Below are 16,957 nucleotides of genomic sequence, written 5' to 3'. Positions count from 1 at the left end.
AATTTTTGATTAGAAAAATGATTCTCAATATAATAATCCAAATTACAAATCCTGAAATAAATTTCCACAAATAAACACATAAATATCGTATATATAAAAATTCAGTGTTTTCAATAGTTTCCTAACAATGACTACGAAATATTATATTAAAATATATTAATATTTCCTATATAAAACAGGTATTTTTCTTGTTTTTTATAGGTATTTTTCATGCTTCTGTATTCTCAGACAAACTAAGGATTTCCTCAACACGAAAATGTTAATAAAAAAATGACATTTTTTGTTTAATTGAAAATTTTAATTTTAACTTTGTTTAAATTAAATTTTAAAAATTATGAAACCCAAAAAGATTTTACTTTTAATTGCTAGTATTTTTTTCTTACAAATAGTAGGTTTTTCACAAGAAAAAGAATTAAATATTAATGAGCTAAAAAAGAAAGTAGAAAACATTCCTTACGTATTTAAAGGAGAAATAATAGATGTTCAATATTATTTTGGTGATGAACAAGGTAATAAATTACCCGATGGAAAATTTCATTTACCGAACGGAAAACTTGGTTATGGCTTTAGTTCAGCAACAATAAAGATATGTCAAATTTTTAAAGGTGCAGAAAAACTAAAAGAAGGAACTATTGAAATAATTACTAAAAGTTCGCCAAATTACATGATGTTTTATGTGTATCCTACCGAAAAAGGTGATTCAGCTTTAGGTTGTTTACAAGGACAATTTTGCACCGGTTGCAAACTTATTGAAGAACCTTTTATTTTTCTTAATCAAAAAAAACAAAATGCTATTTTCTTTTGCACTGATGCCAAATACACTGGAAAAACAAGATTCGTATTTAATAATTCTTTGAGTATTTATCCGTCATCATTAGGATATATTGGAATAAATACTAATTGGATTGGTAATAATATGCCAGTAGAAGATTATAAGATACTTGTTGAAAGTGAAATAAACGATGTTCACTCAACAAAAGAAGATATTACTTATGCTTATAGGGATGGGAAAAGATTTTATTATCCTTATGATTTTTACACTTTTTTGAAAAAACTAAATTTGGATACAGAAGCAAAGGATTATTGTGGAGAAGAAGAAAAAAGAATAGAAAAGCTGAGAAATGATAGCATTAACAAAATAAAAACTGATAGTGTAAATAAAATTCGTTATCAAGAAAATTTGAAGAAATCAAATGAACGAATGGAACAAATGATTAAAATACATAAAATAGATACAACAAAGACGTTTGAAGAATGGAAAAAGCAACAGCAGAATAACACTCAAAAAAAAATTAAAAAAACAAGAGGTGACGATTTAAATCTTGATATTGCCAATTCAAAACTCACAGGAACAGATAAAAATAATGCATATCTGGAATTTGATATCTTAGTTTATTCTTATTCCTATGGATACCTTGATAATTGTTTAATACGTTTGTCATATAATAATGCAACTTTTGGTTCAAATATCGTTGCAAATAACAATATTACCATAACAAGAGGTACTGCATTTAACATACCTACATATACGGATCCCAATAGCGACAAAGCTGATTTGACGAGCTCTGAAATTAACATACCTTTTAGTTCGGTTTTTAATTATCCCGCATTAAACAGAACCTTATTAACATCCTTACCCGAAGTTCTTGTGCATATAAAAATAAAAATTGCAGTCAGCGGATGCGGCAATTATTCTGATGTTGATTTTGCTGAGAAGGCATTTACTCCGATGTTTTCTTTTTATACTCTAAATCCAAATGATAGTGCTCAATATGCAATAAACTTTGATAACACTTATTATGGAACAGGAATTTCCGACCAAATGTGTATGCCCATTATTAATAGTACTTTTACAAATAATGTTCCTGCGGGAAATGGGTCTTTATTAACAATAACTGGTAAATATTTTGGTGAAAAGAAAAATACAGGTACTGTTATTTTTAAGGATGCTGATACAAGTGATGTTTCTTATCCTGTTGATTTGAATGACAATCCAATAGGAATTGATGATTACGATACAATTAGTTGGACAGATAATAAAATTGTTATTAAACTTCCTTCTACTCTTGAGGGACAAACTAAAAAAAGCAATCGTAATCCAAAGCCAGGAAGCGGTTTATTTAAAGTTAAGAACTTCACAACGAATTCATCCGAAACGACAACAAAAATTACCATTCCATATGCTTTGTATCAATATATTGATATTTACCCAATTTACCAAAAAGCAAATATTAATCTTTCCAAACAAAATGATTCGGGAGGTTATACAATTCGTTGCAATACTAATATTAATACTTTTTTCCCATCTGCAAAGCCGGTAATTAATAAAGCTATTCATGAATGGGTCTGTGCTACTGGTATAAACTGGAAGTTAGGGACAGATACAACAACTTTAGATAATCCTGATGGTATTTGTACAATATTATCGGCAGTTTTACCCCCTGATGTTTTAATGTCAACAAGCTTTACAGATGTAAAAACATGTTTGTCTAGTTATCCCAAAAAATTTTATATACGCTCATTTGATATTTCAATTAACTCAACTAAAAATTGGCAAATAGATAGTGGTGGTATAGATTTACAATCTGGAAAATACGATTTTTTTCAGGCAATTGCTCATGAATTAGGACACGGGATCCTGTTACTTCATGCAAATCAAAATAATGAGGTAATGTTTTATGCTTCAAAAGCAGGTTATACTATTGCAAGCAATAGAATAGATATTAAACATTCAACTGGTGCAATAAACGGAGGAAGATATGAAGTAGATCATTATTCATCAGCAATACCAAGTTGCGACGAAGGACATATAGAATTAAGTCCAAAATATTGTATTGGTTTTTCAGTAAAAGAAATCAACTCAAAAGATATACAAATATCTTGTTTCCCAAATCCCATCGAAAACGGAAATCTTATTGTTAAACTTAATTTAAAAAAAGATTCGTGGGCACAATTCAATTTATACAATTTTATGGGACAACTTGTAAGTTCTTCGAATCCTCAACAAATTAAAAAAGGGGAAGACATATATAAAATACCGGCAGATGAATTACAGGCAGGAATGTATTATATTCAGATTAACTTTAGTGACGGATTTAAAACAATGAAATGGATTAAATTATAAAATTTCAAGTGCTTGTAAAATATGGAATACTGCGTAATGTGAAAAAAATTGTTTTGTTTATAATTTTATTAATCAAAACAAATATTCTATTTGCACAATTCTATACCGAATATACTACCCCTGCTAAATTAGATACTTTAGTTAAAAAAATATTTGGTGGTTATGGCGTAACTATTTCCAATGTTAGTTTTCAAGGGTATCATTTTTCTTCACAACCCCCGACAGCACCAATAGAAGATATTGGCAAATTCATTGCAAAAAATGTAAATATTGGAATTGATAGCGGAATAATTTTAACATCAGGCAAACTTGATCCGCCTTATGGTCTTTCAAAACCAGCAAGCTATACATCTAATTTTTTTAAAGCCACTTATGGCGACAAACAACTTGATTCTATTCTTAATTTTCCATCACCACCCGATGCAAGTTTTGATGCCGCTGTTCTTGAGTTTGATTTTATTCCAATTGGTGATAGCATTAAATTTGAATACGTGTTTGCTTCGGAAGAATATAATTATAACGTATGTAATAAAATGAACGATGTGTTTGCATTTTTCATTTCAGGACCAGGTATTATTGGTTGTGAAAATATTGCAATTGTTCCAGGAACAAATTACCCCGTTTCTATAAATTCAATAAACAATGGACATTCCGGCAATCCAATGTGGAATCCTGCTAATTGTATTAGCTTAGATTATTCAAAATATTACATAGACCACACAAATGACAGTAATTTTATTTTTAACGGAAGCACCACAGTTTTAACAGCCATATCTCATACTATTCCTTGCAACAAATATCATTTAAAATTTGCTGTTGCTGATGTTAGTGGTTCTTGTCAGGATTCAGGAGTATTGCTCAAAGCGAACTCTTTCAATTCCGAACCATTAAAGATAATTCCTTCTGTTTCTTATAGTGGCAATGATACTGTTTTATACGAAGGATGCGGAAATGCAAAGCTGATAATCAGAAGAACTTATAACATTCAAAAAAATAAAACATACAAAATTAATACTTCTGGTACTGCAATTAATGGTATTGATTATACTGGCATTCCTTCGCAAATTCAGATGAACACGGGTCAAATGTATGATACGATTTCGATAAATACAATAGCAGACACAATAAATTCAAATAATAAAACTATTGATATTTCAATAGGGGACACTTTATGCAATGGGGATTATTATATTGCAAAAGTATCTTTGCTTTTAAAAAACAGAGAAAACATTAACGCTTATTTAATTCCAAATTCAGGCGTATTTTGCGATAAATTGAATATCAAATCAGTGGTAAAAGGTGGGCTAAAGCCATACACATATGATTGGAATAGCGGAACTTCAAACGACAGCACATTTTCTTGCTATTTTACAACTCCTCAAAATATAATCCTTAAAATTACTGATAAATGTATGCAAACATTCAGCACAAATGCATTATTAACATTTTCAAAACCGCCAGAAGCTGATTTTTCTGCCGAACCTGAATATATATGTATAGAAAATCCTGTTGTGCATTTTTATGATAACTCAAGTAGCGACGCAACAAGTTGGTATTGGAATTTTGGGAACAATAATTTTTCAAATGATAAAAATCCCACAAATATATACAACATACCCAGCGATTATATGGTTAAGCTGATTTCATATAATAATTTGGGATGTGCAGATACAATTGAGAAGGAAATTATTGTTCATGATAAATCTTCTTTGTTGGTGCCAAATATATTTACTCCCAACGGCGATGGGAAAAATGATATATTCAAAGTAAAACATGAAGAAGAATTCGAATGTTTTAATATAAAAATATTTGATCGGTGGGGATCAAAAATATACGAAACAACCAATATAAATAACGGTTGGGATGCACATCACCATACCAACGGAACATATTACTACATTATTTCAGCAATGGGAAAAGACGGGAAGGAATGGGAATTGCATGGAAATATAACAGTAATTAGATAGCCATGTTGGCATGTTGTAGCTTGAGGCACTCCCCAACAAGATAGCGATTGTTATTCTTCTCCGTTTGCACCATCTTTGTAATCATATTCAGCATAGAATTCTCCATTTTCGTAATACCACCGCCAAAGACCTACCCGTCTTTTGTGGTCATATTGCCCTTTTAACTTTAACTTGCCATTTTCATAGTATTCTTCATAGGTTCCTGTCTTACCTTCACATGAAGAACCGCCCAAATTAATGTATATATATCCGTATACATTTTTAAGATTTCCACTATCATAATATTCATAATATTGCACAACCATACCCGTATCATTTTTTATTTCAATTGCTTTTCTTTCTAATTGACCATTTACTTTGGTTGAAAATGCTTCGTATATATCTTTGTTTTTTATTATTGTTATTTTATTTTTAATAAATCCGTTGGCAAAATACTGTGAAATTATGTCATTTTTCAAATCATACTCGGCCTTGATAATTCCATTGTCGTAATAATGTTTCCAAATACCAACAGGAATTCCTTTTTTATATTTTCCTTCTGCTATCATAATTCCTTTTGCGTTTTTGAAGCTAAATTTACCTGTCGTTTTGTTCTTGAATATATCTGAGAATTGTTTAACTAAAAGCACTTCAAAAGTAGAATCGGGAATATCCGTAATTTGTTTAGTCCTGTTCCAGCAATTGAAAGTTGTACCTACCCCATTTGTATATATAAGATAGGTTTTACCTATTTGTAAAAACGACCCCGTATTCAATGTAATAACACTACTGTCAGCCACTCCAAAATAAACCTTAATAATTTTTGCTGTTGATGTTCCGCCATTTTCTCCTCCATCTTTTGATATAATAACAATACTATCATTGTTATCATTGTGTTTCGGAGGAGTAGTCATGGTTAATATTTTACAAGTAAAAATCGTACCTGCTTGTCCATTAAACAATAACTCTGTCAAAGTTCTGTCGTCTTCTGCACCGCTACTACAGAACGAAACTTTTATAATTCCAATAAAAAGCGAAATAATTATTATTATCCTCATATTGTAAACAAAGGTAATTAATTTTAACGAGCTAAATAAATTCAATAAAAAAACCAGAACCCCGACCATTTTCAATATTTTTAGAATTTCATTCTTTAACAAACTTCTCCACACTCACTCCTTTTTCATTTACAACTTTTATAAAATAAATTCCGCACTTGAGTACTTTTGGGGCTCAAAAAAGCAAATCTATGATTTGGCAGGGGGTTCGGGGCACTCCCCGACAAGATAGCGTGTGGCTGTCTCACCCAAGTGGACAGTCCACACGCTATCTTGCTATACGATGCAGATGATTCAAAATTATACGTTCAGAGCAGGGGATTGCACTTTCTTATTCATGATTTTTCTTTTCTTTAAAAGCGGATTTTGAACTGTGGACTGTCCACTTTTTGCTGAAAAATATTATGTTCTAATTTAAACTAACAACATGCCATCCACTTTCACTTTTTTCCAAAGCCACAGATCCAAATACGATTATTTTTTCGCCCTTTGGAAAATAATGAGGATAAATTGAGCCCGGAGGATTTCCTGTATGACAAGCACTAAATCGTCCTAATAAACCTCCCATATCAAAATATTCTGCATCCTGTAATTCTCTCCCGTTTTCATTTTTTGAAGTATTCGCCCATGCTGTTTCTTTAAATTCTATTTCGGCTTTGTAATTAATAGTATACTTTTGTATTCCGTTTTTGGATGACTCTTGCCCATCCGTTTTTTCAAATTTATTTAGTTTTAAAAGTCCCCGTGATTCATTATTTATTTTTTCTTCTAATCCTTCCTTTGCAATGGATATTCTATTATCGCTGTTTTTACAGCTTATAATTGCATTAAATAATGAACATACTAATACAATTAAAAATAATTTCGTTTTCATAATTTTAAAGTTTTTTTAGTTAAACAATTTATTTATTCAATTTTATATTGAGCTATAATTACAAATCTCTTTTTATGACCGCTTGAAACCTTGTCGCCTGCTTCTAACATAAAAGGGAATGAAGCAGGAACAAACCATTGTCCATTAAGCCAAATTTGTATTTTCTTTTCATGGTATCTTTCGTAATACGTCATTTCGCTTTCATTTTTCAGTCCTGAAAGAAAACTGCTTTTAAAATCTTCTTTCAAATAATCTCCATGATTGAGTATTGATTGAACTTCCCAAACATAGCCAACAGGACAAGTTTTAATAGAATCGCTAATTCCAAGCACTTTATCAAATTTCAAATTCTTTGATTGCGAGAAGGAGTGAGAAAAGCAGATTAAGCTAAATGCGAAACTTAAAAATAATAATTTTAGATATTTCATAAATTCATTTTTTTAGTTAAACAATTTATTTTTTTATTTTATTAAGTTTTATGCCTACACTCAGCATAATTTGAAAATTATATTTTTTATAATTATTTGAATACACAGCGGACAATCCTTTATCTATGGTAATACCAAAATCCATTCCTGATTTTGTTTGTATTCCAGAGCCAACGCATAAACCAAAAGTTGTTCCGTTTAAATAATCTGTTGAAGTATTTTTATGATCATTTATAACATGAGATGCACCGAGCAGGAAGCCAAGATAAAATCCGCCTTTAATAAAGAAGGATTCATTTGTTTTGTATTGTAAACTTATCGGAATATCTAAATAAGAAGCTCGGTACTTTTCTTTAGTTTCAGTACGATTCTTAAAAAAATAATTGTACCCCTTTCTCACATACTTTAATTCCGGCTGTAATTGTAGTTTTTCATTAAGAGTAAATCCTGTATAAACGCCAAGTTGTGGACACAAACAAAATTTTCTGTTTTCATCAGCATCTTTACTCCCTGTGATATTCGCTATCCCAACACCTCCCCTTAAACCAAAGTCAATTTTTTTCGCAGGGCTTGTATTTATTCCTGCTGTTTTTGCATTGCTTTCATTTTGCCCAAATGACAAATAACTTAGACCTACTAAAAAAGTAAGTGCTAAAATTTTAATAATTTTTCTCATAATTTTTTTAGTTTTATTCCACCAAGTCCCGAAGCAGAGTTTATAAATAAAAAAGCGTGGAACTATAACCATATCCGTAACTGAGGTACTGGTATACCCTTGACTACAAATAAGTTAAGCCCACGCTTTAGCGTGAGCATTAACATATTACTCATGTAGTCAATTGAAAGTTACCAGTTTTCAGTTACAAGAATAAAAGCTAACGCTTATATTTTTAATAAGTTAAAGAACAAAAATCGCTACAAACTTACACGTTTTTTTTCAAACAACTACAAAAAATCGAAAATATTTTATTTTCTTAAATCCTTTCATAAATAAGATGTGCAGAGGCATTAAAATAGAAATAAAATTATTATTTTTGCAAGAAAATTTTTATTAAACATGGGGCGGAAATTTAAAATCAGAGACACAAATAATCAAACATTGGCAATTATTATGTTTTCATACATTTTAGAAGTGGGGCATTTTATAGGAGTGATTATGAAACCTGATATTTCAAAACATGAAATTCGATTCTATAAAAGTAATAATGATATGGATGAAATTATAAAAGGATTGATTGAGCAAATTGGAATAGAAAAATACAACGATTATATTGAAATATAAAAAACCCGATACTTTTAAAGTTCGGGTTTTCTTTGAATAGTCATAAAGAAACAAATCATAAAATTCCTTCATCAGCAAAACTGAAATAAGTATTATCGGGAGCGACAATAATATGGTCAAGCAATTTTATTTCAAACAATTTCCCGGCATCATTTATTTTTTTCGTTATTGAAACATCCTCATTGCTCGGATTTACATTTGTCGATGGGTGATTATGAGAAACCACTATTCCGCTAGCAAACGCTTTAAGAGCTGTTGCAAAAATAATTTTTAAATCCACCACAGTTCCGCTTATCCCGCCGGTGCTTAACTTTATCCATCCTAACAAAACATTACCTTTATTCAGCAGAAGCATATAGAATTGCTCCTGAAATCCGATAGTGTCTTTATCATAAAGTGAATTTAAAATATTAAACACATCTTTAGAATTTGTTATCTTAACTTTGTTTTTATTTTCGCTTTTATATATAACCTTTATTTCCGCTAATTCCGTGCTTGTTTCTAAATGACTTAAATCAATTTCCCCAAAAGATAATTCTGTTTGCATTTTTTTAAAGTTTTATTTTTTTGTTTTCTTGAATAAAGAACAGATACGTAAGGGAACATAACATCGTTAAAATTGGAAGGCAAGGAAAGCAAAAATCATCCTTTGTGCGACACTGCTATGCGGGCAAGTCAACCATTGCAACTTCTTTTGTTTGCTCAGATTTATCCACAGTAAATGATTTTGTTTTAAGGTATAATTTAATGTATCAATGTTTAAAATTTAGTCGAACTATTATTAGCGTTTTTATTATTTTTTTTATTTATGACCCCGTCTAAAAAACAAAAAACTATACTGAAAAATATTTCAGTTATCTTTTTATTACTCTCCTTCATAATCTACCCAATTGCTCCTGCTTTTGCCGAAGATGTCGCTCCATCTGCACCAGTTTCTACAGAGAGTCCAGTTGTTTCAGATACAACTCCGACTGATATCTCAACAACACCAAGTGATACAAGTTTAACCGACATTACTCCCACAACCGACATAACCGGAGAATCAATATTACCTTCATCACTTAGCACAGATCCAGCTACTCTAGAAGTAGACAGTGCTTTAACAAAAACAGATGATAAAAGTTTGCAAACGCAAGCTCTTACTATGGGAGCTTCATCAAACAGCTCACTCCTTCCAACATCCCCTGTTTCAACATCTCCAATAAAACAATTAGTTCCAACTCCTGACCCAACAACAGGAGCTTTATTGTATAACTATCCCTTAACTATTCCACAAGGAAGAAATGGAATGTCTCCAGATTTGAAACTTCAATACAACAGCCAGAAAGTAGATACAGACAGTGTTTTAGGTTATGGTTGGTCAACAAACATTCCATACATCACAAGAGTAAATAAAAAAGGAGTTAATACTCTATACACCGACAATTATTTTTCATCAAGTCTTTCGGGGGATTTGCTTTTGTCTTCAGGCACAAGTTATGTTTCAAAAGTTGAGAATGGAGATTTTTTAAATTATACATACAGCAATAACACTTGGACTGCGACTGATAAAAAGGGAACTGTATATAAGTTTGGAATGACTTCCGCAACAAGACAAGATGATCCAAATGATTCAACAAAAATTGCAAAATGGATGTTGGAAGAAGTTCGCGATACAAACAATAATTATATAACATACACATATTACAAAAATGGAGGACAAATTTATCCTAATGTAATTACTTACACGAACAATGGCTCTGCTACTGGAATTTACGAAATAGATTTTTTAAGACAATCAAGAAGTGATGTCATAAAATCATATTCTTTGGGATTTTTAGAAACTACAAATTACAGAATAAATGAAGTTGATATAAAAGCATCTAGTTCTATCGTTCACAAATATGTTTTGGCTTACACAACAGGAGACAACAGTAATCGTTCAATTTTAAATACAATTACAGAATCGGGGACTGACGAAATCACTTCAACTACAACAACTCTGCCTGCTTTTACAATTACAAATGCAAAAACAACTTCTGCTGGTTGGACATACAATGGAAACTGGGCTTTGCCATCAGGAATATATTTTGACGGAAGTTCAATGTGGGGTGATGTTAATGGAGACGGATTGCCAGACATTCTTACTTCTTGGGAAAATGGTGGAGGAAACCCAGTTTGGACTAGAAGTGTATATATAAATAATGGAGATGGAACATTTACACTTTCTACTAATTTTCAGATTCCAGTTCAGTTTGTGATTAATTTTGCTAATCAAAATTACATCGTTCAAGATATAAACGGAGATGGTTTAGCAGATATTTTTAAATCCAATCTTGAGTATGTCGGAGGTTATTATCAAACTGTTTCAGAAGTATATTTAAATAATGGTAGCGGTTGGACTTTATCTAGTTGGACATTGCCTTGTTCCTTGTATGGCTACGGTTCTCCCATAGGAGTTATTTCAGATTTAAACGGAGACAATTTACCCGACTTGTATGTTTCCCAATTCAGCCACAATCAAAGAGCTGTTTATTTAAACAACGGAGATGGAACTTGGACAGATGTTTCTTCTAATTGGACTTTCCCATATGTTTCAAATGATGGCAATACAACATATATTGATTTAAATGGAGACGGAATTACCGACATTTTATACATTCAATACAATCTTGTTAATCACACTACTACCGCAACTGCATATTTAGGTGACGGAAAAGGAACATATACTCAAAATACTGAATATGGAAATATTTCGCCATTATCATCATTTGGGAGTTCTTCGCTGACTGATCTGGGTGTTCGTTATGGCGACATAAACGGAGACGGACTTGTTGACGCAGTTCAATCAATAAATTGGTTTGGCACACTTTACAAAACATCATTCATAAATAATGGAAATGGTTGGACTCAAAATAATAACTGGCTTGCACCACTTGGTTTTACTGATGGATTTTTCAGTTTGTTATCAGGGCTGATTGATTTAGACGGTGATGGTTTGCCTGACGTAACAACAAATAATAGTGGAAATTATTTAAATAATAATTCCACAAACAAAGCTGATCTCATTTCAAATATCACATTTCCACAAGGAGGAACAATAGCATTCACATACAAGTCGGCAGTAAGTTATCGTGATTCAAGTAATAATGTTTCAAATTACATTCCTTATCCTATCCAAACTCTTAATCAAGTAGTAGTCGGAGGAGGAACAACAACATATAGTTATTACAACGGATATTATTATTACAATGCAAATGATTTACCAAACCGCAAGTTTTTAAGTTTTGGAATAATCAAAGCAAGCGGTCCAGTTAATAACATTACAAAAACCTATTACCACAAAGGAAATGGCACAGACACTACAAATGGCGAATACAACGACGACATTTCAAAAGCAGGAAAACCATATCGTGTGGAAAATACAGACGCTAGCGGAAATCTTTATTCTGTCTTAGTTAATAAATGGGATAAATCAAATCTTGGTGTAAATAATTTTGTAAAACTTGTGCGTTCCACAACTCTTACTTATGACGGAGGTTCAACACACAGAGATACAGCAGAAGAATATACAAATGAAAATACTTACGGAAATTTAACTCAAAAAATTTCTTGGGGTGAAGTTTCCGCAAACAATGACGGAACATTTACTGATACTGGAACGGATAAATCAACAGAAAATATTTCTTATGCAACAAATACCGGAAACAATGTTGTAGGACTTCCTTCGGAAGATTCATTGCTTGACCAATCAAGTAATAAAGTAAAAGAATCAAAATATTATTATGACACTCTTGCTTTGGGTTCAGTCGGTGCAGGTAATCAAACAAAAGTAGAACAATGGAAATCTGACACGACATATATCAATTCTCAAAAAGCATATAACACAACTTACGGAATTGTTTCTTCAAGCACTGACCCTAGAGGAAAAACCACTTCATATTCTTATGATTCATATTATCTTTATCCAACAACAATCACAGACCCGTTGACTCATACTTCCCAATACACTTATGATTATTCTTCAGGAAAAGTAAAACAAACAACAGAACAAAACGGATTTGTTTATCTCAATGTTTATGATGGATTGGACAGATTGATAACAGAAAAAATTCCTGACATTACCACTCCGACAACATTAGATACAAAAGCCGTTTACTCATACACAGATACTTCAAATGCAGTTTCTGTTCACAAAACAGATTATCTTGATTCATCAAATTCCGCAGACACTTATCAATACTTCGATGGTTATGGAAGATTGATACAAGACAGAAAAGAAGCGGAAACCGCAAATTCGTTCAATATTCGTGATGTAAATTACGATTCTCGTGGACTTACTTCTTTTGAAACTATCCGCTATACAAGCACTGGTTCTGCAAAAACAAGTTTGCCTTCAAATCAGAATTTATTCATTTCATACTATTATGATCCAATAGAAAGATTAATTACTGTTTCAAACAATGTAACCATTGACCAATGGAGCTACTCATACAACAAATGGGAAACGACAATTACCAATCCAAACGGGAAAGTAAAAAATTATTACAAAGACGCACTCGGTAATCTTGTGAAAGTTGAAGAATTAAATTCAGGAAATACTTACACTACAAATTACGAATGGAATCTTATCGGCAACCTTACAAAAATCACAGACGCACTTTCCAATGTCAGAAACTTCACTTATGATGGTCTTTCAAGAAGATTAACAGCAGAAGATTTGCACGCTGTTGGCGATACATCATATGGAACTCGTTCATATGTTTATGATGACGCTTCAAACTTAACTCAAACAACAAATGCAAATGGAAACATTGTAAATTACACTTACGATGATGTGAACAGACAACTTACAGAAAACTACACAGGACAAACAGGAACAGAAACCACTTACGCTTATGATTCTTGCACGAATGGAATCGGAAAATTATGCACAATCACAATGTTGTCTGGAACAAATACTGCCTACTTGTATGATTCAAATGGAAACACAACAAGAGAAACAAAAACAATTAATGCAGTAAATTATCAGACAAACTACACTTACGACAGACAAGGAAATACTTTAGTTATCACATATCCTGACGGAATCAATTCTCAAGTCAGATACACATACAATACAGCAGGACTTCTAAATCAAGTTGAAGAAAAAGAGGGAAGCGGATCTTTCACAAACGTAGTTTCAAATATCGATTATTCTCCACTTGATAAAATTACAGTAATAAATTATGCAAATGGAACAACCACTACAAACACTTATGATGTAAACAAACTTTACAGAATGACAAATAAGGTAACAACAAGATCGGGACCAAATCTTCAAACTATCGCTTACACATATGACAATGTCGGAAACATCACTCAAATAGCAGATACCGCAGGAGTAAGCATTTCAAAAACTGTAAATTACACTTACGATGATCTTAATCGCCTCACTTCTGCTACAACAACAGCAACAGGAAACAGTCAGAATTACAGCGAATCTTACGCATATGACGCACTTGGCAATCTTACAACCAAGAATGGCACGACATATCTTTATGAAGGAAATTCAGGCACAAATTACGCCAACCCTCACGCTACAACAAGTGTAGGAGGCACGACATATTCTTATGACAATGATGGAAACCTTACGGCATACGGAAATACTGCAAACACTTTTGATTACAATGACAGATTAACTCAAACTGTAATAACAAGAGGTGGTATGAGAATGGCTCAGTCCAAATCACAAGGTTCGCCCATTGAAACAAAAGGATTAGCTTCTAAAGGAGGCGGAATAATTCCTATGGGTGGCGGAGGTGGCGGGTCTGTTCCAACAATAGTTTCAGCAACAGCAACAAATGTCACAGCTTACACTGCTACATTAAACGGAGTAGTAAATCCAAATGGCAATCTTACACAAGCTTGGTTCTATATGTCGTCAGGTTCACAATACGGACTTCAATGGATCGGAAGTGGAACATCAAATGTGACATTGACTCCATACACTTTGACCAATCTTACACCAAACACTACATATCAATTTAAAGTGAAAGCAGAAAACCAATACGGACAAGCTCAATCTCCTTCATACACTTCTTTCACTACATTAGACGGACCAATTATCACCACTCCAACCATAACCACACTTTCTCCATCATCAACAGTAGCAGGTCAAAGTGGAATGCCAATAACCATAACAGGAACGAACTTCGTTGCAGGAGTATCTGTCGCACTGTTTAACGGCTCTCCAAGAGGAACAAGTGTCACAAACTCCACCACTCTTACAATGAATCTAACAAGTATAGATTTAGCACAAACAGGCACAGCGAACATTTCAGTCACAAATGGTACGGGAATGACATCAGGAACTCTGCCATTTACCATTACAACAAACACAGGAAATACAACTATCACTTACGATTACGACCAAGCAGGTCAGAGAGTGAAATATTCTAACGGAACAATAACAACATACTATCCAAACACGTTATACAACATCACCGGAATAACGAAGACAAAACAAATATACGCAGGTGATATGTTAATTGCTACAATAGAGACAGTAGGAAGTACACCGACAACTTATTACAATCACACAGACCATTTGAACAGCACAAGTGTCGTTTCAAATAGTGCAGGAACATCAGCTCAACTTCTAGATTATTATCCTTATGGTTCACAAAGAATATCTAGTGGAACTTGGAGTGAGCAGAGGCAATACATTGGGCAGATGTATGATGTGGATTCAACTTTGAGTTATTTGAATGCGAGATATTATGATAGTGGAAGGGGGCAGTTTGTGAGTGAGGATCCAATGTTTTGGGCAACATCACAAGACTGGTTGCTTGACCCGACAAACCAAAATTCTTACAGCTATAGTCGCGATAACCCTATTAATTTAAGTGATCCGAGTGGAAAAAATCCTTATTTAATTTCAGCAGGGGTTGCTTTTGTGGGATCTTTAGCTTTTGATGCAGGAAAAGATATTTATCAAAATGTACAAGATTATAGAGAAGGCAAACTGCCTTTATATTTAGTAACACAAGCAAGAGGAGAAGATCCCGCTAGTAGATATATTAAAGACACTGCAACCGCTGTTGCCTTTGCTGTTGTGGCAACAAGAGCAGGTATATTTGCGGAAAAATTAGTAGCAAATGGAACAATCTCCCAAACTACAGGTAAAATCATAGCAACTACATCAGGGGGGTTAGTTAATGCAACAAGTAATATAATAAACGGAAACTCTAAAGATTCTAATACTGGCAAAATAAATTGGGCTAAAGCGGTAAATGATTTTGCGATTGGAACTGCAACCACATATGTAAGTCAACAAATACCTAATCCAGCAGGAGCTCCTCCTTCCACCTTTTTAGGATCACTTGGTGGAGCAAGAGTTGCCGTTGCTCATATACGCTCTGCTGTGAGTCAGGCAACGAAGGCTATGGCCGGTTATGTTGGTTCATTATTTAGTAATAGTTTGAATAAAAAAAATAAATAAATTTTATGAAAAAAGAATATCATTATTTAGTTCCTAATAAAAAAAGAATAATTGAAGGTTATATATGGATTTATACTCCATTGGTTTTGTTGATTCTTTTATCTAAAGGAATTTCGGTTATAAAATTTACTGTTTGGTATATCGTAATTTGTGGAATCTTGTTTTATTTAGAATATAAAGAAACTTATTTTGTAATAAAAGATGAAAAATTATTATCTCGTGCATTTGGTAAAAATGGACGAAGTATACCAATAAACAATATCACTTTATTAAGTGTTGGAACTTCAAAAATGACACCTTTTCAATCTTTGGGAATAAAAATAAATTATACTGATATAAATAATAATGACAATTCTTTTGTTTTAAGTTTTTATCAATATAAACCAAAAGAAATTATAAAGTTTGTTAACGATATATATTCTATAAATCAGAAAATTATAGTTGATTCAAGCTTAATTAATTGGATTGAAAAAAATACAAAAAACGTTAAAAATGAAAAATGAAGTTATAAAACACATTAATTTAATTGAAATAATCATATCGCTTTGTTAATTTATGAAAAAATTTATACTATCAACTTTAATTATTGGAAGTTTGTTTATTGCTTCAACACCAACAGTTGAAGCTAAAATAAAAGTTTCTCACTATGGAGCAACAGCTCTTTGTCGTGATGGCACTTATAGTTATAGTAAAACTCACAGGGGCACTTGCTCTTGGCATAAAGGAGTAAGAATATGGTATAAATAAAAATTATACAAACAAAAAAATATTTTTCCCTTGACA

The 16,957-nt window shown here is 32.3% G+C and carries 11 protein-coding genes; 6 read left to right on the top strand and 5 right to left on the bottom strand.

Going from position 1 to position 16,957, the window contains the following annotated elements; genetic code table 11:
* Nucleotides 1-334 precede the first annotated feature (334 nt).
* Together WC223_01560 and WC223_01555 are read left to right on the top strand one after the other, a co-directional pair.
* Nucleotides 335-3,124 carry a T9SS type A sorting domain-containing protein gene (locus WC223_01560; protein ID MFA6922916.1) on the top strand — a complete coding sequence of 930 codons (2,790 nt, stop codon included), beginning with the start codon at nucleotides 335-337 and terminating at the stop codon, nucleotides 3,122-3,124.
* A gap of 38 nt (nucleotides 3,125-3,162) precedes the next feature.
* Entirely contained in the window at nucleotides 3,163-5,091 is a 1,929-nt protein-coding gene (locus tag WC223_01555) for a choice-of-anchor L domain-containing protein (GenBank protein MFA6922915.1), read from the top strand.
* Nucleotides 5,092-5,141: 50 nt separating this feature from the next.
* Here the strand turns inward: WC223_01555 and WC223_01550 are convergent, their stop codons facing one another.
* From WC223_01550 to WC223_01535, 4 genes are all read right to left on the bottom strand, one after another.
* Nucleotides 5,142-6,128, bottom strand: coding sequence for a hypothetical protein (locus WC223_01550; GenBank protein ID MFA6922914.1), 987 nt, complete (start codon nucleotides 6,126-6,128; stop codon nucleotides 5,142-5,144).
* A 409-nt stretch (nucleotides 6,129-6,537) separates the two neighbouring features.
* Complete coding sequence (locus WC223_01545) at nucleotides 6,538-7,002, bottom strand: hypothetical protein (GenBank protein ID MFA6922913.1); 465 nt, start codon at nucleotides 7,000-7,002, stop codon at nucleotides 6,538-6,540.
* A 32-nt stretch (nucleotides 7,003-7,034) separates the two neighbouring features.
* On the bottom strand, nucleotides 7,035-7,430 hold the full coding sequence (locus tag WC223_01540) for a hypothetical protein (GenBank protein MFA6922912.1): 396 nt from the start codon (nucleotides 7,428-7,430) through the stop codon (nucleotides 7,035-7,037).
* Nucleotides 7,431-7,455: 25 nt separating this feature from the next.
* Complete coding sequence (locus tag WC223_01535; protein MFA6922911.1) at nucleotides 7,456-8,106, bottom strand: porin family protein; 651 nt, start codon at nucleotides 8,104-8,106, stop codon at nucleotides 7,456-7,458.
* Nucleotides 8,107-8,487: 381 nt separating this feature from the next.
* Between WC223_01535 and WC223_01530 the strand changes: the two genes are divergently transcribed.
* Complete coding sequence (locus WC223_01530; GenBank protein ID MFA6922910.1) at nucleotides 8,488-8,712, top strand: hypothetical protein; 225 nt, start codon at nucleotides 8,488-8,490, stop codon at nucleotides 8,710-8,712.
* Between the two features lie 55 nt (nucleotides 8,713-8,767).
* Here WC223_01530 and WC223_01525 read toward each other — a convergent pair whose 3' ends face one another.
* Entirely contained in the window at nucleotides 8,768-9,259 is a 492-nt protein-coding gene (locus WC223_01525) for a JAB domain-containing protein (protein MFA6922909.1), read from the bottom strand.
* Nucleotides 9,260-9,520: 261 nt separating this feature from the next.
* On the opposite strand from WC223_01525, the gene WC223_01520 reads away from it, so the two are divergent.
* The 3 genes from WC223_01520 to WC223_01510 are packed head-to-tail and all read left to right on the top strand — an operon-like array spanning nucleotide 9,521 to nucleotide 16,921.
* A complete protein-coding gene (locus WC223_01520; GenBank protein ID MFA6922908.1) occupies nucleotides 9,521-16,174 on the top strand; it encodes an FG-GAP-like repeat-containing protein in 6,654 nt (2,217 codons plus the stop codon).
* Between the two features lie 5 nt (nucleotides 16,175-16,179).
* Complete coding sequence (locus WC223_01515; protein MFA6922907.1) at nucleotides 16,180-16,677, top strand: hypothetical protein; 498 nt, start codon at nucleotides 16,180-16,182, stop codon at nucleotides 16,675-16,677.
* Nucleotides 16,678-16,729: 52 nt separating this feature from the next.
* Complete coding sequence (locus WC223_01510; protein MFA6922906.1) at nucleotides 16,730-16,921, top strand: DUF3761 domain-containing protein; 192 nt, start codon at nucleotides 16,730-16,732, stop codon at nucleotides 16,919-16,921.
* Nucleotides 16,922-16,957: the final 36 nt, after the last annotated feature.

Source organism: Bacteroidales bacterium, from assembly GCA_041671145.1.
Classification (GTDB): domain Bacteria; phylum Bacteroidota; class Bacteroidia; order Bacteroidales; family JAHJDW01; genus JAQUPB01.
This window is presented reverse-complemented; position numbering and strand designations above follow the sequence as displayed.

Coding starts and splice junctions, on each gene's coding strand:
- WC223_01535 (MFA6922911.1), bottom strand. CDS start 8,106: ATGAGAAAAATTATTAAAATTTTAGCACTTACTTTTTTAGTAGGTCTA.
- WC223_01510 (MFA6922906.1), top strand. CDS start 16,730: ATGAAAAAATTTATACTATCAACTTTAATTATTGGAAGTTTGTTTATT.
- WC223_01525 (MFA6922909.1), bottom strand. CDS start 9,259: ATGCAAACAGAATTATCTTTTGGGGAAATTGATTTAAGTCATTTAGAA.
- WC223_01540 (MFA6922912.1), bottom strand. CDS start 7,430: ATGAAATATCTAAAATTATTATTTTTAAGTTTCGCATTTAGCTTAATC.
- WC223_01520 (MFA6922908.1), top strand. CDS start 9,521: ATGACCCCGTCTAAAAAACAAAAAACTATACTGAAAAATATTTCAGTT.
- WC223_01545 (MFA6922913.1), bottom strand. CDS start 7,002: ATGAAAACGAAATTATTTTTAATTGTATTAGTATGTTCATTATTTAAT.
- WC223_01530 (MFA6922910.1), top strand. CDS start 8,488: ATGGGGCGGAAATTTAAAATCAGAGACACAAATAATCAAACATTGGCA.
- WC223_01560 (MFA6922916.1), top strand. CDS start 335: ATGAAACCCAAAAAGATTTTACTTTTAATTGCTAGTATTTTTTTCTTA.
- WC223_01550 (MFA6922914.1), bottom strand. CDS start 6,128: ATGAGGATAATAATAATTATTTCGCTTTTTATTGGAATTATAAAAGTT.
- WC223_01515 (MFA6922907.1), top strand. CDS start 16,180: ATGAAAAAAGAATATCATTATTTAGTTCCTAATAAAAAAAGAATAATT.